This window comes from Cytobacillus horneckiae (assembly GCF_002835735.1).
GTDB classification, from domain to species: Bacteria; Bacillota; Bacilli; order Bacillales; family Cytobacillaceae; genus Cytobacillus; species Cytobacillus horneckiae.
Genome location: NZ_PISD01000027.1, coordinates 74081 through 97374, shown reverse-complemented (window position 1 = coordinate 97374; position 23294 = coordinate 74081). Strand labels below are relative to the sequence as shown.

General features: G+C 37.7%; 20 protein-coding genes. 5 read left to right on the top strand and 15 right to left on the bottom strand.

The window, feature by feature from the left end:
• Window positions 1-182: 182 nt before the first annotated feature.
• Window positions 183-1055: a nucleotidyltransferase-like protein gene (locus CWS20_RS13010; protein WP_066195580.1), complete on the bottom strand. Its 873-nt coding sequence runs from the start codon at window positions 1053-1055 to the stop codon at window positions 183-185.
• Between the two features lie 150 nt (window positions 1056-1205).
• On the opposite strand from CWS20_RS13010, the gene CWS20_RS13005 reads away from it, so the two are divergent.
• Window positions 1206-1565, top strand: a complete 360-nt coding sequence (locus CWS20_RS13005; protein WP_066195578.1) for a YgzB family protein — start codon at window positions 1206-1208, stop codon at window positions 1563-1565.
• A 112-nt stretch (window positions 1566-1677) separates the two neighbouring features.
• Here CWS20_RS13005 and perR read toward each other — a convergent pair whose 3' ends face one another.
• The 3 genes from perR to CWS20_RS12990 all read right to left on the bottom strand — a co-directional run bounded on the left by perR (window position 1678) and on the right by CWS20_RS12990 (window position 3543).
• Window positions 1678-2118 (bottom strand): peroxide-responsive transcriptional repressor PerR, encoded by a 441-nt coding sequence (gene perR, locus CWS20_RS13000; RefSeq protein WP_162299513.1) that lies wholly within the window; start codon window positions 2116-2118, stop codon window positions 1678-1680.
• 451 nt (window positions 2119-2569) lie between these two features.
• On the bottom strand, window positions 2570-3055 hold the full coding sequence (gene bcp, locus CWS20_RS12995; protein ID WP_066195573.1) for a thioredoxin-dependent thiol peroxidase: 486 nt from the start codon (window positions 3053-3055) through the stop codon (window positions 2570-2572).
• A gap of 65 nt (window positions 3056-3120) precedes the next feature.
• The gene (locus CWS20_RS12990) at window positions 3121-3543 is read right to left on the bottom strand and encodes a potassium channel family protein (protein ID WP_066195570.1); all 423 of its coding nucleotides are present in this window, start codon (window positions 3541-3543) and stop codon (window positions 3121-3123) included.
• A 171-nt stretch (window positions 3544-3714) separates the two neighbouring features.
• Here CWS20_RS12990 and CWS20_RS12985 point away from each other — a divergent pair, with 171 nt between their 5' ends.
• The 3 genes from CWS20_RS12985 to CWS20_RS12975 all read left to right on the top strand — a co-directional run bounded on the left by CWS20_RS12985 (window position 3715) and on the right by CWS20_RS12975 (window position 11187).
• Window positions 3715-5010, top strand: coding sequence for a glutamate-1-semialdehyde 2,1-aminomutase (locus CWS20_RS12985; protein ID WP_066195568.1), 1296 nt, complete (start codon window positions 3715-3717; stop codon window positions 5008-5010).
• 356 nt (window positions 5011-5366) lie between these two features.
• Window positions 5367-9836, top strand: coding sequence for a glutamate synthase-related protein (locus tag CWS20_RS12980; protein ID WP_066201451.1), 4470 nt, complete (start codon window positions 5367-5369; stop codon window positions 9834-9836).
• 265 nt (window positions 9837-10101) lie between these two features.
• Window positions 10102-11187, top strand: coding sequence for an aromatic acid exporter family protein (locus CWS20_RS12975; RefSeq protein ID WP_066195566.1), 1086 nt, complete (start codon window positions 10102-10104; stop codon window positions 11185-11187).
• Window positions 11188-11213: 26 nt separating this feature from the next.
• On the opposite strand, the gene CWS20_RS12970 is transcribed toward CWS20_RS12975, so the two are convergent.
• The 10 genes from CWS20_RS12970 to fabL all read right to left on the bottom strand — a co-directional run bounded on the left by CWS20_RS12970 (window position 11214) and on the right by fabL (window position 21655).
• Window positions 11214-12113 carry an ABC transporter permease gene (locus tag CWS20_RS12970; protein WP_066195561.1) on the bottom strand — a complete coding sequence of 300 codons (900 nt, stop codon included), beginning with the start codon at window positions 12111-12113 and terminating at the stop codon, window positions 11214-11216.
• Window positions 12114-12130: 17 nt separating this feature from the next.
• Window positions 12131-13135, bottom strand: a complete 1005-nt coding sequence (locus tag CWS20_RS12965) for an ABC transporter permease (protein ID WP_066195559.1) — start codon at window positions 13133-13135, stop codon at window positions 12131-12133.
• 163 nt (window positions 13136-13298) lie between these two features.
• Complete coding sequence (locus CWS20_RS12960) at window positions 13299-14903, bottom strand: ABC transporter substrate-binding protein (protein ID WP_066195556.1); 1605 nt, start codon at window positions 14901-14903, stop codon at window positions 13299-13301.
• Window positions 14904-14969: 66 nt separating this feature from the next.
• Window positions 14970-15947 carry an ABC transporter ATP-binding protein gene (locus CWS20_RS12955; RefSeq protein WP_066195553.1) on the bottom strand — a complete coding sequence of 326 codons (978 nt, stop codon included), beginning with the start codon at window positions 15945-15947 and terminating at the stop codon, window positions 14970-14972.
• The gene (locus CWS20_RS12950; protein WP_066195550.1) at window positions 15944-16939 is read right to left on the bottom strand and encodes an ABC transporter ATP-binding protein; all 996 of its coding nucleotides are present in this window, start codon (window positions 16937-16939) and stop codon (window positions 15944-15946) included. The genes CWS20_RS12955 and CWS20_RS12950 overlap by 4 nt, the downstream gene beginning before the upstream one ends.
• A gap of 478 nt (window positions 16940-17417) precedes the next feature.
• Window positions 17418-19166, bottom strand: coding sequence for an ABC transporter ATP-binding protein (locus tag CWS20_RS12945; protein WP_066195548.1), 1749 nt, complete (start codon window positions 19164-19166; stop codon window positions 17418-17420).
• 155 nt (window positions 19167-19321) lie between these two features.
• Window positions 19322-19852, bottom strand: coding sequence for a nucleoside tri-diphosphate phosphatase (gene ntdP, locus CWS20_RS12940; RefSeq protein ID WP_066195545.1), 531 nt, complete (start codon window positions 19850-19852; stop codon window positions 19322-19324).
• 286 nt (window positions 19853-20138) lie between these two features.
• On the bottom strand, window positions 20139-20387 hold the full coding sequence (locus CWS20_RS12935) for a YgaB family protein (protein ID WP_066195542.1): 249 nt from the start codon (window positions 20385-20387) through the stop codon (window positions 20139-20141).
• Window positions 20388-20572: 185 nt separating this feature from the next.
• Entirely contained in the window at window positions 20573-20725 is a 153-nt protein-coding gene (locus CWS20_RS12930; protein ID WP_083957327.1) for a gamma-type small acid-soluble spore protein, read from the bottom strand.
• Window positions 20726-20905: 180 nt separating this feature from the next.
• A complete protein-coding gene (gene fabL / locus CWS20_RS12925; protein WP_066195538.1) occupies window positions 20906-21655 on the bottom strand; it encodes an enoyl-[acyl-carrier-protein] reductase FabL in 750 nt (249 codons plus the stop codon).
• Window positions 21656-22001: 346 nt separating this feature from the next.
• On the opposite strand from fabL, the gene yfhS reads away from it, so the two are divergent.
• Entirely contained in the window at window positions 22002-22178 is a 177-nt protein-coding gene (gene yfhS / locus CWS20_RS28405; protein WP_162840975.1) for a mother cell protein YfhS, read from the top strand.
• Here yfhS and mutY read toward each other — a convergent pair.
• The gene (gene mutY / locus CWS20_RS12920) at window positions 22175-23272 is read right to left on the bottom strand and encodes an A/G-specific adenine glycosylase (RefSeq protein WP_411814270.1); all 1098 of its coding nucleotides are present in this window, start codon (window positions 23270-23272) and stop codon (window positions 22175-22177) included. The genes yfhS and mutY overlap by 4 nt on opposite strands.
• Window positions 23273-23294: the final 22 nt, after the last annotated feature.

The window sequence follows — 23294 nt, the reverse complement described above, 5'->3', positions numbered from 1 at the left end:
AAAGATCAATCTCATTCGCTTTTGAAGCGACTTTTATTAATTTAACATGTATTGCCTATTCCGTCAATACTTTTTTAAACTTATTCCGTCGCCTGATAAAATGTTTTTAAAACAATTATTAGCGACGGATATTAATATAACACCTATTCCTGATAAAGGTCAATACACTTTTTAATATTTTACTATATTTTTTTTACGACTTTATAATATCGATGTTCTATCCCTTTTCCTTTTGTTTTTACATTTTCAATGGCAATAATATTTTTGTCTATTAAGTACTCTAACAATATACTCAGATCGACTGAATAATACTTCAGCTCGTCATGCTGAATGATATCCTGAATCGTCCACACTTCTTTATCTGCAAGAATATCCAGCAGATGGTTGGCGCCTAGTCTGGTCCTAGAGTGAATAAGAAACTCGCTTGCTAAAAATAACAATTCAAGCCTTTTTTCTAATGGTTCATGACTTTGAACTAACTCTTCATATAGCTTCATAATTTCCGGCTCCATTTGCCTTACTTGATTCCAGACAGTGACTTCTGGATGAAAGCCATTTTCTATAATTGTTAGCCTTGCCAAATGATGCAATGAGTGTACGACATGATTGTATGCATCAAAGTAGTTTTGATTATCAAATAAAGTTTTCCCATCAGTATACCTTCGAATGAGCTTTGCAAATTCTATGCCCATTTTTAATTTTCTTCCTTTAAACGGGAATTCCTTTAATTCATGTTTCAATTGTTGAATATATTCATTTCTATCAAAAAGCACTTTTCCACTATATAGCCATTCGAATATCTTACGATTGGAGCCCATTAAAATCCAATCATTTATTTGTTTCTTAGTCACAATATGGAGCGCAGCTTTCTTGCTTCCGTATGTGTAATGTTTCACAAATACCTGCTCGTCTGCATGCTCCACAATAATTAATAGCACTGCATCGAAAGTATCTGTTATAGATAATGCCTTTTCAGTTTTTTCTATCATTAATACACCAAGTGTATTCGCTTGACTTGCACGCTCTTGATATATTGGACGGAGAATGTCTTCCATCGTTAAAGCCCCCATTTATTATAATATTTACTATTTCGACGATATAAAACGAATTCCTGCATGCTTAATGGACAAATTGCGACATTAATTTTTTAATTATTTTTGACATTATAAGTGGTATGATATAGTTATTGTTTAGGAGGGAATATGATGGCAAAATATTCGAGCAAAATTAATAAAATTCGCACATTTGCGCTAAGCCTGATATTTGTTGGGTTCATCGTTATGTACATAGGTATCTTCTTCAGGAATTCTCCACTCATTATGTCAATATTTATGTTACTGGGTGTCATCTTTATCATTGCAAGTACAGGTATATACTTCTGGATAGGAATGTTATCTACTAAAGCAGTCCAGGTCGTGTGTCCAAATTGCGAGAAAGCTACAAAGGTGCTTGGGAGAGTAGATATGTGTATGCACTGTAATGAGCCTTTAACATTAGATGCTTCGCTTGAAGGGAAAGAATTTGACCAAAAATACAACAAAAAAGAAAAAAGGATAGAACAATAGCGTCTTCATAGCCCAACGGGAACAGAATCATCCCTTGGGTTATTTTATTATTTGAAGCTTGAATGTCGATAAAAAAAGCCGGCAGCATTTGCTGGCAGCTTTTTCGAATACATTAATGAGTTTCATTTTTATTAGAACACTCTGGACATGTTCCGTATATTTCCATTCTGTGATGACTTACTTTAAAGCCTGTAACATGAGCCGCCAACTGTTCTACCTCATCCAAGCCTGGATAATGGAAATCAACTATTTTACCGCAGCTTTCACATATCACATGATAATGTTGAGTTGTGACAAAATCAAATCTGCTTGATGAATCTCCATAAGTAAGTTCTTTCACCAGTCCAACTTCACGAAATACTCTTAAATTATTGTAAACTGTAGCCACACTCATATTTGGAAATTTACCTTCCAACGCTTTATATATATCATCTGCAGTTGGGTGCGTCATTGAGTTTATTAAATATTCAAGTATCGCATGACGCTGCGGAGTGATGCGGACCCCAGTATCTTTTAAAGTATCTAATGCCTCTTTAAGTTGTATCTGCGCCACCGTCATGCACCTCTCTTCTATTTATTCTTATATTATAATATTTATAATTAGTTTACTAATAATTAATGAAATTTGTCAACAAATCTCTTTAGCATAATATATGGCAGCCCACGATATGTCTTCTCCTCATTAGTCATTATATGCATCTGCCCTTATTTTAATTACCTATCTAAATATACCATTAAATATATTATTAAAGAAAAAAACGGACTGTAAAAGTCCGTTTAAATTATATTTGAGGAGGTATGCCCTAATTTAATGATATTCATTTTCCACTAATATGCATGGACAAAAGCCTCTAAAATCAAAAAATAGGCCAATCTTTATGATAAGGTGACGCATCCATCAGTAAGGCTTCCTTTTCCCCACTGACCACTGATGGTTAGTTGAACGAATCGGGATTAAACGGGAAGATCCTTTATTATTCCTTCAGCTTTCTCATTTTGGAGTTTCACAGCTTGCTTCTATGCGATAAATGCTCATTAATATATGAAAGCGCGTCTTCAACATGCCCTTTCACTTTAACTTTTCTCCACTCTTTCACTAATCGGCCGTCTTTATTAATGATAAAAGTAGATCGTTCAATCCCCATGTACTCCTTGCCAAAATTCTTCTTCAGCTTCCAAACATCATATGCTTCAGCTGCTTGATGATCTTCATCCGCTAAAAGAATGAATGGGAGCCCATGCTTTTCAATAAATTTATCATGACGGTTTAAAGGATCAGGACTTACTCCTAGTATTACTGTTTCCAGCTGTTCAAACTTTTCGTGATTATCTCTAAAGTCACATGCTTGTGTTGTACATCCAGGCGTCATATCTTTCGGATAAAAATATAGAACAACATTCTTTCCGCGAAAATCAGTTAAATTCACAGTTTCCCCATTACTGCCTTTTAATGAAAAACCCGGTGCTAATTCACCTATATTTGTTGTCATTCATCATCACTCCTTCAAAAACTTTCTTTAATCAATAGCGTATCCAAATTCATTAGGAATGACAACTAATTCATATTCGTCTTATTACTGTCTATATTAAACACTACTCTTGCCACAAAAGCCGTAGGGATTACATAGCCTATCAGCGCTTCAACGATTGCGATCATCCTGCCCAAACCGACAGGAATAATGTCTCCATAACCTAACGAAAAAAGGGTAACTGCACTAAAGTAAAATCCCGTTGCTAACCGGTCGAGAAAATTAATACCTGCATAGTTTGTTTCATCAATAAGAACAATATGTCCATTTAAATCCAATATTATATAAATAAGACCAAAGCCAATTAATATTGTTGCATAGAGGCAAATTAAATACAAAAAGTTATCAAGAGAAACCCAGCGTCCTTTCGTTCTTTTAGGTGTAAGCAAACTTTGCATACTCATTAAAATACAGAGGACAACTAAAATTAATGATAAATAGAAAACCATTTATAATACCTCATCTCTACAAAGTATCCATTCATATATACGCTGAAATAGAAGATAGTATGCAGACTCGTCCAACCAGCATAAACTTTTGAAAAATTTCGCATTTTCTTCACTTTAGAATCAAGCATGTTAAGATAGCAAAGTAAGTACTATTTTTAAGGAGGGTCAATCATGAATTTCTCAAATTCTGAACGATTACATAAACAGGCATTAGAACATATAGTAGGTGGAGTGAATAGCCCTTCCCGATCTTATAAGGCTGTTGGCGGCGGTTCGCCAGTCGCAATGGAAAGAGCTCAAGGAGCTTATTTCTGGGATGTCGATGGCAACCAATATATTGATTATCTCGCAGCATACGGTCCGATTATAACTGGACATGCGCACCCACACATTACAAAAGCAATTAAAACAGCTGCGGAAAGAGGCGTTTTATATGGAACGCCGACACCTTATGAAGTTCAATTTGCTGAAATGTTAAAAGAAGCAATGCCAAATCTGGAAAAGGTGCGTTTTGTCAATTCCGGCACTGAAGCAGTGATGACCACGATAAGAGTTGCCCGCGCTTTTACTGGAAAGGATAAGATTATTAAATTCGCTGGCTGCTATCACGGTCATTCAGATTTAGTTTTAGTTGCTGCAGGTTCTGGTCCTTCTACACTTGGAACACCTGATTCAGCCGGTGTTCCAAAGAGCATTGCCCAAGAAGTGATAACTGTGCCTTTTAATGATATTGAACCTTTCAGAGCTGCAATGGCAAAATGGGGAGATGAAATTGCAGCCGTTCTTGTTGAACCAATCGTTGGTAATTTCGGTATAGTCGAACCTCACCCTGGATTTTTAGAAGCAGTGAATGAAATCACACATGCTGCAGGGTCATTAGTCATTTATGATGAAGTCATTACTGCCTTTCGTTTCCACTATGGCGGAGCTCAAGATTTGCTCGGTGTTAAACCTGATTTAACTGCCATGGGTAAAATCATTGGAGGCGGCCTCCCAATTGGTGCTTATGGTGGAAAAAAAGAAATCATGGAGGAAGTTGCTCCATTAGGCCCCGCCTACCAAGCTGGTACGATGGCAGGCAACCCTGCATCCATCCTGTCTGGAATTGCCTGTCTTGAGGTATTGAAACAAGAAGGAGTTTATGAATATTTAGATCAGCTAGGAGAGATGCTTGAAGCGGGCATTTCAAAGGCAGCAAGCGACTACAATATACCTATTTCAATCAACAGATTAAAAGGGGCTCTAACTGTATATTTCACAAGTGAAAAAGTTGAAAACTATGAGCAGGCGGAAAACACGGATGGTGAAATTTTCGCCAAATTCTTCAAACTAATGTTAGAGCAAGGCATTAACCTTGCACCCTCTAAGTATGAAGCCTGGTTCCTTACAATTGCACATACAAAAGAAGATATCGAAGCAACATTGCATGCCGTTAATAACGCTTTTATGGAAATGAGCAACAAATAATATTCATTTTTTATTCACAAAAGAGAGCCTTACAGGCTCTCTTTTTCTTATAAACCAACAATGAAAACGTTTACAACAATGCATTTGTTTATGTATTTTAATTCAGTTCCCCCCTCACCATTATCCAACTTCATGTATAAATAATTGATTTCTGAAAATTCTTGTGATATGATAAAAAAAATATTTTGAATTGTATCTTTATCACCATTTAACTTTAGTGCTTTACCACATGAAAATAATTTTATCTTTCAAACTAGCATGCTTATTTGTGCAACCCACTTTAAGCATCCTCAAAATTCATAGACTAATACAGGAGGTGAACGGCTTGCAGGCAACGCCTTATGAAGCCGATAACGATGACTCAACAATGGACCCCTTCCAAATTTAAAGAACTTAACAAGCAAGAACACGACGCATGCGGTATTGTTTCTTCTTTAGAAAAACAAAACATTCCTACGAAAGAAAATATTTTTAACTGTATTGATGCATTAGTCAAGATGAACCACCGTGCAGGATTTATTAATGGTGAAGGTGACGGTGTCGGAATTCATATTGATATTCCGCGCGCGCTTTGGAAAGAAAAATTAGAAAAAGCAAATGTAGATTCCTCTATTGTAGACAGTAAAAACTTTGTAGTTGGCCACGTATTTTTCACTAGAAATAACGATACAGAGGATTTCAAAAACCAGCTAATTCAGAAACTTAAAAATTATCAATTTACTGTTTTATATGAATCTGATGAAGTAACAGATTCTTTTGCACTTGGACCAATCGCTATTCAAGAAAATCCTGTTTTCTGGCAGTTCGCCTGCAAAGCAAATATTAATGAAGCAGAATTAAACAAAACCATTCTAGAAATGATTGTAGACTTTGAAAAGAACGAGCATATACATGTTGCATCACTAAGTCAGCATCATGCTGTTTATAAAGTAATGGGCGCAGGGGATATTCTGCCAAAGTATTATTTTGATTTAGCAAATCCGCTTGTCGCGTCAACTATGACGCTTGGACATAACCGATATTCTACCAATACATTATCTAACTTTTTTCGCGTGCAACCATTTAGCGTATTAGGTCATAACGGTGAAATTAATACGATTGCTAAGCTTCGTGATGAAGCGAGAATGATTAACGTCCCACTTGTTGAAGGTGGAAGCGACTCACAGGATCTCAGTAGAACAATTGAAACATTTATTTGCCGTGACGGTTATTCACTTTTCGAAGCAATGGATGTTCTATTCCCTCCTATTGTAAATGAAATTAAAGCCTACCCTGAGCACCTTCAAGATTTATATGCATATATCCGGGAAGCATGGGGGCATTTCGCTCAAGGTCCAGCAGGTATTATCTCCCGCTTTGGCGACGAAGCTGTATACAGTGTTGATGCATTAGGGTTGCGTCCATTATGGATGCTGGAAACCGAAAAGTCATATTTATTCTCTTCTGAACCGGGCATTATCTCATCAAGTGAATATGTTAGCGAGCCTAAGCCGCTTTCACCAGGAGAAAAAATCGGATTTAAGTGGAATGGCGACATACTTGAAAAATATGACCATCTAGAATATCAGGAAGAAGTATACAAAAGGTTTACTGTTAAAGTTGATTCCGCTGAGTACAGATTTCGCCTTCAATCGCCTAAACTCGCAAAAGTTACAACAATGGCTTATCCAAATCAAGTTCACAATGGGCAATATAAGGCATTTGGCTGGGAAAGAGATCATGTAAATTTGGTTGAGCAGATGGCAGAGAAAGGTGCAGAGCCCATTCGTTCCCTTGGTCATGATGCGCCACTCGCAGCAATGAATGGCGAAAGAACGAATATAGCCGATTTTATTAAGGAAAGTGTAGCCGTTGTTACGAATCCAGCAATCGATCGTGACCGTGAAACGGAACACTTCTCTACTAGAACGGTTATCGGAAAGCGTCCATCATTATTTTCTAAAGATGCGCCTAGTAAAGTATTAGAATTGCAGACACCTATTTTAATAGAGGGAAAAATGGGCTTTGACTGCGCTCAACAAATTAATCAGCCGAGCTATGACCAAGTAACGGATGTATTTCAAAATGAGAAGAAATTGAGCTACATCTCAATTACATTTATAAAAGATGAAAGCATTAAAGATGCACTTGAGCGCATTTCTCAAGAGGCAATTGAGGCCGTTCAAAATGGTAAGACGCTTATTGTTTTAGATGATGCAAATGCCCATCAGGAAAACGCATTATGGCTCGATCCACATCTTGCAGTCTCTGCAATTGATCAAGCGTTAGTGAAAGCAACATTGCGACGTGATTGTTCTTTATTATTGCGCTCTGCAGCCATCCGGTCATTGCATGATATTATCACTGCTTTCGGCTTGGGTGCTGATATTATCAGCCCTTACTATATGTTTATTACAGTCGCAGATGAAAATATTAAACCATTAATCAACTTGTATTCCGCTCTAACAAAAGGTCTTGAAAAAGTAATTTCGACAATTGGGATCCACGAGCTAAGAGGTTACGGTCGTCTCTTCTCTACAATCGGATTGAACGAAGAGGTTGCAGATTATTTAAATATCGTTAATTTCTTCGGATCAAAAGAACTGGCATTTAATTTTAAAACAATGAAAGAAGATGCGATTGTACGCATTGAGGACTTCAATAATGATAAGTCTAGAATAGGGAAAACATTCCATTTATTCCCTAGAATTTGGAAATCAATTGGTGATGTCGCATCTACTGGTGATTATAGCGCCTACAAGGAAAAGATCAGTGAGCAAGAAGAGCAAAACCCGACGACAATACGTCATCTTACATCCTTTAAATCAGTTGATTCTAAAGTAGATGCCAAAAATGTAGATATTAGCGTAGGTGAACACAGTCTTCCTTTCGTTATTTCTTCGATGTCTTTTGGTTCTCAAAATGAAATTGCATTCAGAGCTTATGCAGAAGGTGCCGATCGATTGAATATGGTCAGCCTGAATGGTGAGGGCGGAGAAATTAAGGATATGCTCGGAAAATATCCACGTACACGCGGACAGCAAGTTGCTTCAGGCCGCTTTGGCGTTAATGCTGAGCTTTTAAACTCGTCAAATTTACTTGAAATTAAAATCGGTCAAGGTGCAAAGCCAGGTGAAGGCGGACACTTGCCTGGATCTAAAGTAACTGCAAAAATCGCTGAAGCCAGAAATGCAACGATTGGATCTGATTTAATCTCACCTTCCAATAACCATGATATCTATTCGATTGAAGACTTGGCACAAATGATTCATGAATTAAAAACAGCAAATGATAAAGCAAAGGTATCGGTTAAAGTGCCAGTCGTTCCAAATATCGGCACGATTGCAGTCGGCATTGCTAAAGCAGGAGCTGACATCATTACATTAAGCGGATTCGATGGCGGAACTGGTGCAGCAAGAATTCATGCGCTTCAACACGTCGGACTTCCAGTTGAAATTGGAGTAAAAGCAGCGCACAACGCCCTTCTTGAGGCTGGACTTAGAGATCATGTTGAGCTTTGGGCAGATGGCGGATTAAAAAGTGCAGCAGATGTATTAAAGGTAATGCTGCTCGGAGCAAATAGAGTCGGGTTTGGCACCTTGTCAATGTTAGCAATTGGCTGTACAGCATGCCGAGGCTGCCATCTCGATACTTGTCACGTTGGAATTGCCACACAAATTGATTCTGAAGCACAAGCAAAAGAGCACGGTTTAAGAAGATTCGTACCGCGTCAATTAGATTCAGCTGTTCAAGGAATCATTAACTTGTTCACAGCATTCGGTCAGGAACTGCAAGCATTAACAGCTGAGCTTGGAATCGATCACCTACAGGATGCTGTTGGGCGGTCTGATTTATTAGAACAAGCAAAAGGCCGGGATTTGCTCGATTTAACGTATTTGCTTAAAACATTGGATATCACTCAGCTTAAGGCCTTTGATAAGCCTAAAGAGCTAAGCGAGACTCAATTACAAGTAGCCGTAGGCGCCGAATACCTAGATAAGAGTGTAGATGAGCTTCATCAGTCCCGTGACTTCCATAGCGTTACATCAGAACAAAGAGTACTGGGCAGCAGAGTATCCTGCCATAGAGTGAGAGGACGTTTAGATGGTTCTTATAAAACACTCCCTCCTGTTGATTTAAAATACAAAGGCGGATCAATTCCAGGTAACGGATTAGGTGCTTATAATAGCTTTGGAATTAATATTGAAGTTGCCGGCGGTGCTCAGGATGGCATCGGAAAAACATCTTTCGGCGGACAAATCCTCATCTTTAAGGCAAAAGGAAAAGATGGAAACTATTATAACGGTTCTGTTGGTAAAGGATTCGGGTATGGAGCGCAAGAAGGTCTATTAGTAGCACAAGGCAACGCAGATGCACGCGCAGGAATTCGCCTTTCTGGTGCAGACATGATTATCGGCGGACAAATTAAAAAACCTATTCCTGCAAAAGAATACGGTCGTATCGGCACTAACGCTAATATTAAAGGCTTTGCCTTTGAATATATGACAAATGGCAGAGGGCTCGTATTAGGCGATCCAGGACCATGGATTTGCGCAGGTATGACAGGTGGAGTTGTCTATTTAAGGCATCAGCCGGAAATGGGATTAACAAAAGAAGCGATTGAACGCCGAATTGCAAAAGGTGCGAAAGTTTCTGTCACTTCATTAACAGAGAGCGGAAAAGCTGATATTAAAGAATTATTAGGCAAATATATTGCGATGCTTAAAGAGCAAGGCCAGCAAAAAGAAGCGGAGCAATTATCCTCATTGTTTAATGACTTGGACAGACACTTCCTACAAGTAGTACCAGTAAAAGAACAAGCCGATCCATCAGTTTCAACAGAATGATAAAAGCTATTAATAAGACGCCTGCTATTAGTATAGCAGGCGTCTTTTATTTTCTATTCTCAAAAAAATTTAAATTAATTTCTCGTTAAATTTCTATTTTATTTTGGAAATATTTGAGCGTGCCTATTGAACTTATTTGAATAACATTGTATAGTACATTATTGTTTAATAAACATGAAAATCGTTAAAAGTATACGTATATGCTTTCGCATATGCAATTACATGCCGGCAAAGTAACAAGCTGGCAGAAAGGAAAATATACAAAATGAAGCTTGGCGCCCGCATACTTAAAACGGGAATCGCAATCATATTATCATTATTTCTTGCAGAGCTTTTTCAGCTTCCTGCACCGGTTTTTGCTGGAATTGCAGCTATCTTTGCCTTACAGCCTACCATTTATAGAACATATTTATCTGTCATTGAACAAATTCAAGGTAATTTAATCGGGGCAATCATTGCCGTCCTCTTTGTTTTATTATTTGGTCATGATATTTTAATAATCGGGCTGGCTGCAATTATCGTGATTACCATCAATTTAAAATTAAAACTGGAAAATACAATTGGACTGTCGTTAGTAACGATGGTCGCAATCATGGTAACACCTGGAGATACTTTCATTGAATTTGCTATTATACGATTCTCTACTGTTATGCTTGGTATCTTCTCTGCTTTCATTGTTAACCTAGTATTCCTGCCGCCAAAATACGAAAAGAAGCTCTTCTTAAAAATATTAAATCTTTCTGAAGAGATTACTAAATGGATTAGGCTAAATATCAGGCATGCATCTGAGCATAACCTGCTTAAAAATGATATTAGTAAAATGCAGGATACAACAAGAAAACTTGAAGCACTGTACTCCTTATACAAAGAGGAAAGAAATTACTTCAAGAAAAAAGCATTGTCTAAATCAAGAAAATTAGTGATTTATCGTCAAATGATATCTACAAACAAGAAAGCATTGGAAACACTCAATAAAATGCATAGGTTTGAAAATGATTTATTAATGATGCCTGAGGAATTCCAACATATGGTACAACAGCAGCTTGATATTATTACTCACTATCATGAACACGCTGTATTAAAGTTTATTGGGAAAGTAAGAGCGCATGTTACTTTTGAAGAAGGTGACATCACATTGAGCAGAAAAGAGCTATTTAGCCTCTTCCTTGAACAGCAGCATCAAATGTCTGAGGATGACCAAGTTGTGCTTGCCCATACAATGCAAATCGTTTCAGCAATGATGGATTATAATGAACAAGTGGAACATCTAAATATTTTAATTACAAGCTTCCAAAAATTTCATGAAAACGATCATGAAATTTCACTGGAAGAAAATAATGCAGAACAATAATAAAAAGCAGCTGGAAACAGCTGCTTTTAATTTTTCATTCTAGGGTCAAGCGCATCCCTTAAACCGTCCCCCATTAAGTTAAACCCTAAAACAGTGAGCATAATAGCTATTCCAGGGAAAAACATCGTCCAAGGCGCTTGTGTCAATAACGGCCTTGCATCAGATAGCATCTTACCCCACTCAGGATTCGGCGCCTCTGCACCTAATCCAAGAAAGCTTAATGCAGCTGCTTCGATAATCGCTGTTGCTATCGCCAATGTTCCCTGCACAATGACAGGTGCCATACTATTAGGCAGAACATGCTTAAACAATATCCTGCTATTCTTCATGCCAATTCCTCTGGCAGCAATGATATACTCTTCTTGTTTTACACTTAATACTTTTGAACGAATTAAACGGCCAAAATTCGGAATGTTAATAATCGCGATCGCAATTAATGCATTCCTTAATGATGGACCTAGGACAGCCACAATTGCAATGGCTAATAATATACTTGGAAAGGCGAGCATAATATCAAATGTTCTTGAAATGATTGTGTCGACCCAGCGGCCGTAATAGCCGGCAAGGATGCCTAATAATGTACCGACAACTAGAGATCCCATAACCGAAAGAAAACCGACCCATAATGAAATCCTGGCACCATAAAGGACTCTAGAAAAAATGTCGCGGCCAAAATCATCTGTACCAAACCAGTGTTCTGACGAAGGCGGCAATAAACGCTTAGCCATCACTTGTTCATTAATCCCGGATGGCGCAATATAAGGTGCAAAAATTGCAATCATTATAAAAAACAGCACAATACATGTACCGATAATAGCCAGTTTATTCCTTCTAAAACTCCTCCACGCTTCAATCCATGGGGAAACGGCATTATCTTCTTCCGGCAAATTAGGTGTCTGCGGATTCTTATTTAAAGATACCTCCACTCTTCTTCCCCACCTCTCTAGTTATATTTAATTCTTGGATCAATTGCGGCATATAGCAAATCCACAAATAAATTAATCATGACGAAGATAAAAGCTATAACCAGTATCCCGGACTGTATGACAGGATAATCTCTTGCGCCAATGGCATCGTAAATATATCTACCCATACCTGGCCAACTAAAAATTGTCTCGGTTAAAATTGCGCCGCCGAGTAAAAGCCCTGTTTGCAGGCCGATAACTGTTAGAACAGGTATCACTGCATTTTTCAATGAATGTTTATATACAACCCAGAACATTCTAAGCCCTTTTGCCCTTGCTGTTCTAATAAAATCAGACCTCATGACTTCAAGCATTGAAGATCTTGTAATTCTTGCAATAATTGCCATTGGTATCGTAGCTAATGCCACTGATGGAAGAATTAAATGTTTGCTTACTTCTATAAATTGATCAAACCTGCCTTGAATCAGCGTATCAATTAAGTAGATATTCGTAATCGCTGAAACTGGGTCACGAACCTCTTCACGACCAGAAGTAGGCAGCCAGTCTAAATTGATGGCAAAAATCCATTGCTCCATTAAGCCTAACCAAAAAATAGGCATAGACACGCCGATTAATGCCAGCACCATAGCAATGTAATCGAACCATGAATTTTGATACCAAGCACTAATGATACCTGCATTCACACCAAAAAATATGGCGATCACAATGGCACAAAAGGAAAGCTCTAATGTCGCTGCCAAATAGGGCCATATTTCTTCACTTATTGCCGTTTTAGTTTTTATTGACTCGCCAAGATCTCCAGTAAAGAGACCGCTTAAATATGTAAAATATTGAATATACCACGGCTGATCAAGCCCTAGCTGTGCTGTTAACTCCGCTACTGCTTCTTTAGTCGCCAATTGTCCGAGTATAATTTGAGCTGGATCACCTGGAATAGCTCTAATCATAAAGAAGACAATTAATGATAACCCCAGTAATACCGGTATTAACGATAATAGACGCCTGACTGTATACGAAACCATGCTCTCACCTCTATCCAAGGTTCTAATGAATGATTTATTAGCAAAACTTGACGTTCGCAAAACCTTCCAGACGAATGCCTTAATTTTACTTATGCGATATTTTTAACTAGAATACAAATTAGCTAAGAAAAGGGAGTATAGTTTACCTCCCTTTTCTTTTATTCTATTTCAACTCAACATTTTCAAGTCTGTCAGAGCCTGTTGGATGTGGTTTAAAGTTTGTTATCCCTGCTTTTCCTGCCAAAATTGGTCTTGAGTGCACAAGCGGAATCCAAGGTGCATCATCCTTAATAATTTCTTGTGCTTCCTTATACAGAGCCTCACGCTCTTCTTGATCTGCGCTCGCCTGTGCTTTTGTCAACAATTCATGAACTTCACTATTTTTATAGTATGTGTAGTTATTAGAGCCGATTGAATCTTCGTCTAACAATACATATAAGAAATTATCAGCATCTCCATTATCACCTGTCCATCCTAACAGGAATGAATCAGCCTCACCTTTATTGGCCTTCTCTAAATATGTGCCCCATTCATAAGAGACAATTTTAGCTTTTACGCCAATGTCAGCAAAATTGGCTTGCAATGCTTCTGCAATTTTTTGACCGTCTGGCATATACGGACGTGGAACAGGCATCGCCCATAATTCCATTTCGAATCCATCTTCATAGCCTGCTTCTTTTAATAATTCTTTCGCTTTTTCAGGATCATATGGATAATCTTCAATTTCTTCATTGTATCCAGCTACAACCGGAGGCATTGGATTGATCGCCGGGTCAGCAGCGCCTGCATAAAATGCATCAATTAATGACCGCTTATCAACAGCATAGTTCAATGCCTGACGGACTAGTTTTTCTTTTAACGGACCGCGCGTATTCGTTAATCCAACATAGGCAACATTCAATGTCGGCCTTTCAAACACTTGCAAATCACCATTTCCTTCTATTTGCGGTACATCACTGAAATTCACGCCATCAATTAAATCTACTTCTCCCGATGCTAATGCATTTAGGCGGGCGGAGTTTTCAGGGATAGAACGGAAAATAACTGAATCGAGCTTAGGGAGTCCTTCCTGCCAATAGTCAGCATTTTTTTCAATTGTGATCCTGTCATTTCGTTTCCACTCTTTAAAAACAAATGGTCCAGTACCAACCGGGTTTTCCATAAATTTATCGCCGAATTTCTCAATCGCGGCAGGACTGGCAATTCCGAATGGCGGCATCGCTAAATTTTTATAAAATGGCGCAATTGGTGTGTTCAATTTAAACTCAACCGTATATTCATCTACTGCTTTGACGCTATCAATTTTGTCTCCAAATTGAGAATTATAATAATAGAATTGCTCTTTATTGCCTGCTTTCCATCGTTCAAAGTTGAAAACTACTGCTTCTGCATTGAAGTCTGTGCCATCATGGAATTTTACACCTTCTTGGAGCTTAAGTGTATGTGTAAGCCCATCCTCACTTGGCGCCCACTCCGTTGCCAGCCCTGGTTCGATTTCTGTATTTTGTTCACCAAAGTTAACTAAAGTTTCAAAAAGATTAACAGTTACTTTAAATGCTTCTCCTTCTGTTGTTGCAGCAGGATCCAATGAAGTGGAATCCCCGCCGCGCCCAAATACAAGCGTGCCTCCAGCTGCCTCTTCACTGCCGGGATCATCCTTACTGCCCGGCTCTTTTTCTCCTCCTGTTGAGGAAGAATTACATCCAGCTAAAACTACGGAAAAAATGAATCCTATTACGAGTAACCATAAGCCATTCCTCTTCTTCATTTATATCCCCCTTATGTGGCCTGCGGATCATCATACCGCAAATATTTATCAATTAAGCACCACACCCTAAATCGATTGTTCATATAAGTGGCATGCTGCATAATGATCTGGTTCAATCTCTGCTAACTGTGGTCTCTCAATTTTGCATATGTCCATACATTTTTTACATCTTGTGTGAAAAGCGCATCCTTGCGGCGGATCTGCCGGATTTGGTAAATCTCCAGTTAATATCTCTCTATCCAATGAAACGGTAGGGTCAGGAATAGGAACTGACCCTAGCAATGCTTCTGTATATGGGTGCAAAGGGTGTTCATATAGTTTTGAAGAAGTTGTAATTTCTACTAATCTTCCAAGATACATGACCCCGACTCTATCACTTATATGTTTGACAACACCTAAATCATGAGCAATAAATATATACGTTAATCCGAATTCAGCCTGTAAATCTTCAAGCAAGTTCAATACTTGCGATTGAATAGATACATCAAGTGCAGATACCGGTTCGTCAGCGATAATCAGTTTTGGTTTTGTCATTAAAGCTCTTGCTATTCCAATTCGCTGCCTTTGCCCGCCGCTAAATTGATGAGGATAACGCTTCGCGTGATAGCCGCTAAGCCCAACGACCTCCAGCATTTCTTTAACTCGCTTTCGTCTTTCTTGCTTATCGCCCATTCCATGAACGATAAGCGGTTCCTCCAAAATTTGTTCTACTGTATGACGCGGATTTAAAGATGCATACGGATCTTGATAAACCATTTGCACATCTTTTCTAATGATTCTCATTTCTGTATCATTCAACTCGGTTAGCTCTTTGCCGTCAAAAATAACACTGCCTTCGGTCGGTTCGATTAAACGCATAAGCATTCGTCCAGTTGTAGATTTCCCGCAGCCTGACTCTCCAACAATTCCTAATGTTTCTCCCCTTTTAACAAAGAAGCTCACATCATCCACCGCTTTAACATCGCCGATTTTCTTGCTGAATATGCCTCCAGTAATCGGAAAATACTTCTTTAAATTTTCAACTTTAAGTAGCACTTTGCTCAAGATACCGCCTCCTTGCTGTCATGTAGAAAGCAGCGGACAGTATGACTTTCATTTCCCCCAGCATGATATAATGGCGGGTCCTCTGCCAAGCAGCGGGAATGTACATGTACACATCTAGCTGCAAAACGGCATCCTGAAACAACTGACCCCGGCTTTGGTACATTGCCTGGAATTGAATAAAGACGCTCCTGCTTATTTCTTATATCAGGGACAGATTGAAGCAATCCAATTGTATAAGGATGCTTAGGGTTTTTAAAAATATCATAAACAGATGCTTCTTCCACGACTTTACCTGCATACATCACAATCACACGCTGGCACATTTCAGCAACAACGCCTAAATCATGAGTAATCATGACAATGGAGGTATCAAGACTCTTATTTAAGCTTTTCATCAAATCGAGTATTTGCGCTTGGATGGTTACATCTAACGCAGTAGTTGGCTCATCCGCAATTAATAGCTTTGGCCCGCATGAAAGCGCCATCGCAATCATCACCCTTTGCCTCATCCCTCCGGATAATTGATGGGGGTACTCGCCCATAATGCTTTCAGCTCTTGGCAAACCGACAAGCTTTAACATCTCAACCGCTTTTGCAGCAAGCACCTTCTTATGTCCTTTATTATGTATTTTTATAGCTTCAATTAGTTGATCACCAATTTTGAATAATGGATTTAATGATGTCATCGGTTCTTGAAAAATCATTGCCATTTCATTGCCTCGTATTTGCCTCATTCTCTTTTCTGAAGCATGCACGAGGTTTTCACCATTCAAAAGAATTTCCCCGCTAACTATTTTTCCTGGAGGCTGAGGAATAAGCTTCATAACAGATAAAGAAGTAACGCTTTTTCCGCAGCCAGATTCTCCAACAATGCCGAGAATCTCACCCTTATTAACAGAAAAGCTAATATCATCAACCGCAGGTACTTCACCATCATTTGAGAAGAAGGATGTTTTTAAGTTCTTTACATCTAGTACGGGAGATTGTGTCACAAGATTGCTCCTTTCATCATAATTCTTCCAAAATCATCCTAAATACCATTTTTTAATATTTTATAAGAAAAATAAATAGAAGTCTATTTATTTTTTCTGAAATATCTAAATATATTTATAATTCAGTTATTTTTTGGATTATCTGTTATTAAGCTGTTAAAAAATCCATTTTCTTAAACAAAAACTATTAAAAAGGTAATTTGTTAATTGTTTTCCATTCTTTCATTTCGTTTTTTAATTATTTCAAAATAACAAAAAGCAATTTTTAGAAAAAAAAAAAGAAACTATAGCATAGCTATAGTTTCAGAGTGCCTCAGAAAATGAAAATAAGAAAATTTTGGTTGAATTCGGAGACAGTTAAGGCGTGTAACAACGCTCCAACCGCTAAAGAGCGAGCGAGTAGGCCTCGGAGAATCTCAGCTATTGAGATGAGTTTCTCCGCAGCTTAAGCTACAGTATTCTATAGTTTCTTCCAACCTTATTGCTCAAGTAATTGAACCTGAAATAGTTTTGCGTAATTTCCTTGCTGCCTCATCAGTTCTTCATGGCTGTCCGATTCCACAATTTCACCGTGCTCGATGAGAATAATTCTATCGGCATGTGTGATCGTAGATAACCGGTGAGCGACAATAAAGGTTGTCCGATCCTTTGCTAAATCTTCCAATGCCTCTTGAATTAAATGCTCACTTTCCAAATCCAATGCTGAAGTAGCTTCATCCAAAATAAGGATTGGCGGATTCTTCAAGAAAATTCTTGCAATCGCAATTCTTTGTTTTTGTCCCCCGGATAGCTTAACACCGCGTTCTCCAACCTTCGTCTCATATCCTTCCGGCAAATTCATTATGAATTCGTGCGCGTTTGCAGCTTTTGCAGCCCGAATCACTTCTTCCTCACTTGCTTCTGGCTTGCCTAATCGAATATTCAATTGTACTGATTCGCTAAATAATATATTATCCTGGAGAACCATTCCAATATTGTCTCTTAAGCTTCTTACTTTAAACGACTTAATATCCTTGCCGTCAAGCAGAATACTTCCTTCTGTCACATCGTAAAAGCGTGGAATCAGCCCGACTAAAGACGATTTTCCTCCTCCGCTCATCCCAACTAAGGCGATGGTTTCTCCTTGTTGAATATTTAAATTTATATTTTTTAAAACTTTACCATCTTTTTCATTATATGCAAATCCTACATTTTTAAATTGAATATGCCCAGCAACATTTTTACACTCTTTGGCGTTTGGATGATCATCAATATCATACTTTTCGTCGACTAGCTCAAACACTCTATCCATTGAGGCAATGGATTGCGTTAATGTCGTGGATGAATTGACAAGTCTTCTTAATGGATTATATAAGCGATCAATATAAGCAACAAATGCCATCATCACACCTAGCGATATTTCTCCTTGGATTACTTGGTATCCTGCATAGCCTATTACTAGCAGCGGAGCAATATCAGTAATCGTATTGACGACAGCAAACGCTTTCGCATTCCACTTTGTATGATCAATCGCTTTTGAAAGAAAGTTTTTATTTTCTTTTTCAAAGTTTTTCTGTTCGTAATCTTCTGTGGCAAAGCTTTTAATAACTGCCATGCCCTGCACTCTTTCATGAAGATAGCCCTGCACCTCAGCAAGCGCCTGCGATCTCGCTCTTGTCAGCTTCCTTAAATTCCCAAAGAAGAATTTTACCGAAAAAGCATAGAATGGCATCAGAATTAATGAAACAAGCGTCAGCTTTACGTCCATTGTAAACATAATCGCAACAGCAATTAGAATCGTGGCTAAATCTAACCAGAGGTTCATTAAACCAGTTACAACAAAGTTCTTTGTTTGTTCTACATCATTGATTATTCTTGAAATAACTTCCCCAGATCTTGTATTAGAATAAAATTTAAAGCTGAGTTTTTGAATATGTGTAAACAGTTTATCACGAATATCATAAAGAATTTTACTTGCAACCCATTGAGCATAGTATTGGCGATAATATTCGACCGGCGGCCTCGCTATTACAAATACGACGATCATTAAGCCCATAATCATGAGCAGATTTGATATTTTATCAGCTTGTGCTATTGAATCATTGCCAATAATATCATCAATCACATATTTAATTAATAATGGAATTAAAAGTGGAATCGCAAATTTAATAATTCCGATAATGATTGTAAATAGTATTTGCAGGCGATATGGCTTCACAAACTTCATATATCTTTTTATACTGTCCAAAACGCCCTCACCCTCATATGTACGTATTTTTAAAATTTCAATTTAATATACTTAGTTTTGCCTTATTTTCATATGTATACATCCATTTATTTTTACACAAATAAAAACCTGTTGATGCGTTCATTCTCAACAGGCGTTTACTTTTTCAAAATAAATTAGCGTCTGTAAGTTAAATACCTCTCATACCAGCCATCAACAAAATCAGGTGCAAATGGACCTTTTCTTTGACGAATCCACTGAATTAATTTATCCACATTCGACCAAAGAATTTTATCAATCGGCGCAGGGTATTTCATTTCTTGGCGATGACGTTCATATTCATCTTCATCAAGTAAATTAAACGTCATATCAGGAAACACTTTTATATCCAAATCATAATCAATATACTTGACGGCCTCCCCATCATATATAAATGGTGAGCTTAAGTTACAATAGTAATAAACGCCATCTTCTCTAATCATTCCAATAATATTAAACCAATATTGGGTATGGAAATAACATATCGCCGGTTCTCTTGTAATCCATGTTCTCCCATCTGATTCTGTCACTATTGTCCGATCATTTGCTCCAATAATTAGGTTTTGTGTTCCTTTTAATACGGTTGATTCCTCCCAGACGCGATGGATGTGCCCATTATGCTTATAGCTATGAATTTGTACTGGTTCACCTTCTATGGGTACGGCCATTCTTTCTCCCCTACTTTCATTTCTGGAAGCTTTGGAACCTTTTAAAAAACTGCAAGGCACTCATTATTTGATTTGGGCCAAGTCAGGCATTTTCATTTTTTCATCAATCAATACGACAAAAGGCAACAAAGTACGATTCCTATTTTCTATTATTATAACGGTTATTTGAAAAATTTAAAACAAAGAGCCATTGAAATACCCAATGGCTTTAAATATTGTAAAACACATTACTATTACTAGTCATGCCAAATTTTAATATGTTTAAACAATAGGACACTTTTTTTGTTTATGAAGGTACTTGGATTTGATAGGTTTTAATGACTTCTTCAGTTTGCGTTTCAAAAAGCTGATGAATTTCGTTTAATTCTTCCTTCATTTTTTTTATTTCAAATTGAACGCTTTCGATTTCAGTTTCTGCTTGCAGCATTTTTAATTCCTCTTCAATCTCTTCACATCTCTCGAGCTCGCTTTGTAAGAATAATAACTGTTCCATTGTTTTCATTTGCTCTTCAACTAACAGCTGGAATTTTTTCAAACTCAGACACCTATCCTTTCTCGCAATTCATTATTAACAGTATTCGCTTATTACTCACAACACTCCTTTGACTAGTCTTGTTGAGTAAATAGAAGTTTTGTCGAATGTGAAGACTATTCTTTTATGTAAAAAAATAAAAAAAGAAGGCACCCTATCGTAAAGTAGGGCACCTTCGGAGATTATACTTATTGTTGTTGTTGATTTTGGTTTTTAGCCTTTTGTTTGTTTGCTTCAGCTTGTTGGTTTTGTTGTTGTACTTCTTGTAAATTAGTTTCGCTTGCAAATTCTTGGTTGTATTGTTGATTTTGTTGTTGTTGTTGGTTTTGTTTCTTTGCCATTCTAATCACCTCCACGCTTTTTAATTTATCCAGTGAAGGTGATAATTATCCTAAAAAAATAAAGTAATAAATTTCTGAATTTTACAATGCGTTAAGCTTATGTCACACTTTCCACAAGGATGCCGTAGTTTTCACGTTCTCATCTCACCTTGCGGACGCTATTTTCATCTAGAAAACAGCCTAAACTAGTAAAGAAATGCCGCCATCTACAATAATTGTTTGTCCTCTAATCATACTTGACTGATCAGAAACTAAAAACATGACCGTATTTACCATGTCATCAATAGATACCATTCTTCCGGCTGGTGTTTTCTGACTAGCCTCAGCTAATAACTCCGCTCTATTCGGGAAATGTTTCAAAGCATCCGTATCAACTGCACCGCCTGATACTGCGTTTACTGCAATATTTTTCGGAGCAAGCTCGACAGCCAAATATCGCGTGAGCGCTTCAACAGCTGCTTTTGAAACGCCAACAACTGTATAATTTTCTAAATAACGAATCGATCCTAGTGAGCTAATACTAACAATTTTGCCTCCGCCGTTTTTCTCCATTAATTGTGCGGCTTCCTTGGCGCAAAATAATAATGCTTTACTATTAATATTCATTGTCCAATTCCAATGAGATTCCTCAAGCTCCATGATCGGTCTTTGTACACCTGATGCCGCATTGCTAATAAAGATATCTAAACGACCGAACTCTTCATCTATTTGCTGAAACATCGCTTTGATTTTCTCATTATCACCGACGTTTGCCTTTATCGTTATGACTTTTCTGCCGAGTGCTTCAATTTCGGTTGCAACTTCCAATGCAGCTGATTTGCTTCGGGCATAGTTAAGGACGATATCATAACCCTCCTTAGCTAATCTTAAAGCTGTTGCTTTGCCAATTCCTCTGCTGCTACCAGTTATTAATGCTACTTTTTGTGACATTTAAATAAACTCCCTTCTATGTATTATTAATAAACAAGTAATTCTCCTTGTAAGAGTGTTGAGAAAGTAAGGTGTCCGCTCGGTCCTGTAGGAGCGTTGCGCCGAAGCGGTTTGACGCTCGAACCGCTACAAAGCGAGCGGGTAAGCCTCGGAGAATCTCTACAGCCTGACAAAAAATTCTCCTTGCTTTCCTAATGCGGCTTTGCCTCTAAAACTTTACATATATCGCCGCTTCGATTTTATAAAACTAACTTCCACTTATTACTTTATTTTATCCTGTTCGTGCATAGTTGACAATTGGTAGTAAAACAATAGAGAGAACCACGTTCGAAAGGATGAATGTAAAATGTATAATGGAAGAGACATGACAGAGCTGTCAATGATTCCTAAAACAGATTGGAATAAGGATGAACTAGAGTACTTTCATCATTCATTGCAGCAGATTACTCCTTATTTAAATAGTGAAGGCCATACAATTCAGGTTGAAATTATTAAAGAAATTGAACGACGCGGCGGCTATTAAAGATGATTGCTATCCAAATACTGCTTTAACATCTTTTGATTTGATACAGGAAAAGGATAAGCTTTAATTTCTTCAAGTGTCACTTGTTTTACATTTTTTTGTTCCCTTATTTTATCTATCTTTGCTTGATATACATTAATATTCCAAGTTAGATGGGTAAACACATGCTGGATTTTTCCTATCATTTCTATATTTTCTATATGTGTATCATATTGATTTTTTATCGCCGTACTCAATTGTTCCTTTTCTGTCATGTACTGCAATGAGATTTCAATATTCGGAAATTCCCATAAATTCGCCAATAAACCTTCTGACGGACGTTTTTGAATAACAAGCCTTCCTTCTTTATCTGAAAGTAAAATGGATGCAAGCTGAACTATCCTTTGTTTTTTCTTCTTCATTTTAACCGGAAGTTCAGTCTGCTTACCTTCAAAGAATGCCTGACAATGCTCCCTTACAGGACATAATAAGCAGGATGGAGAAGTTGGCGTACAAATCAGTGCACCCAATTCCATTAAAGCTTGATTAAAATAGGATGGATTATCATGTGAAATTAAGTCACGCACGGCTGTTTCAAATATTTTTCTGGATGATGCCTTTGCAATATCATCGGTTATCAACAAAATACGTGAAAGCACCCTCATTACATTGCCATCCACAGCGGGCTCCGGCAATCCGTAGGCAATGCTTAAAATAGCTCCTGCTGTATAAGGACCTACTCCTTTTAAAGAGGAAATATCTTTTGGATTATCAGGAACGATGCCTCCATATTTTTCGTGCACCTCTCGTACAGCAGCTTGTAAATTCCGTGCTCGTGAATAGTAGCCCAGCCCTTCCCATGATTTTAAAACCTGTTCCTCTTCGGCTTGTGCTAATGCTTCTATTGTTGGAAACTTATCAATAAAGCGGTGAAAGTAAGGAATAACAGTATCGACTCTTGTTTGCTGCAACATAATTTCCGATACCCAAATTTTATACGGATCCTTATCTTTTCTCCAAGGCAAATCTCGCTGTTCTTCTTGAAACCATGTTAATAAATCTCTTTGAAACGCATAAATATCTATATGATGAGTTGTAATCGAATTGTAATCCAATTTTTTAACCTCCATGATTTGA

Bases quoted from the DNA above. Each gene is read 5' to 3' on its own strand.
- bcp (WP_066195573.1), bottom strand. From the start codon at position 3,055: ATGACAACAAATATAGGTGAATTAGCACCGGGTTTTTCATTAAAAGGC.
- CWS20_RS12985 (WP_066195568.1), top strand. From the start codon at position 3,715: ATGAATTTCTCAAATTCTGAACGATTACATAAACAGGCATTAGAACAT.
- CWS20_RS12930 (WP_083957327.1), bottom strand. From the start codon at position 20,725: ATGGCAAAGAAACAAAACCAACAACAACAACAAAATCAACAATACAAC.
- CWS20_RS12960 (WP_066195556.1), bottom strand. From the start codon at position 14,903: ATGAAGAAGAGGAATGGCTTATGGTTACTCGTAATAGGATTCATTTTT.
- yfhS (WP_162840975.1), top strand. From the start codon at position 22,002: ATGTATAATGGAAGAGACATGACAGAGCTGTCAATGATTCCTAAAACA.
- CWS20_RS12990 (WP_066195570.1), bottom strand. From the start codon at position 3,543: ATGGTTTTCTATTTATCATTAATTTTAGTTGTCCTCTGTATTTTAATG.
- CWS20_RS13005 (WP_066195578.1), top strand. From the start codon at position 1,206: ATGGCAAAATATTCGAGCAAAATTAATAAAATTCGCACATTTGCGCTA.
- ntdP (WP_066195545.1), bottom strand. From the start codon at position 19,852: ATGGCCGTACCCATAGAAGGTGAACCAGTACAAATTCATAGCTATAAG.
- CWS20_RS12980 (WP_066201451.1), top strand. From the start codon at position 5,367: ATGACTCAACAATGGACCCCTTCCAAATTTAAAGAACTTAACAAGCAA.
- CWS20_RS12965 (WP_066195559.1), bottom strand. From the start codon at position 13,135: ATGGTTTCGTATACAGTCAGGCGTCTATTATCGTTAATACCGGTATTA.
- fabL (WP_066195538.1), bottom strand. From the start codon at position 21,655: ATGTCACAAAAAGTAGCATTAATAACTGGTAGCAGCAGAGGAATTGGC.
- CWS20_RS12975 (WP_066195566.1), top strand. From the start codon at position 10,102: ATGAAGCTTGGCGCCCGCATACTTAAAACGGGAATCGCAATCATATTA.
- CWS20_RS13010 (WP_066195580.1), bottom strand. From the start codon at position 1,055: ATGGAAGACATTCTCCGTCCAATATATCAAGAGCGTGCAAGTCAAGCG.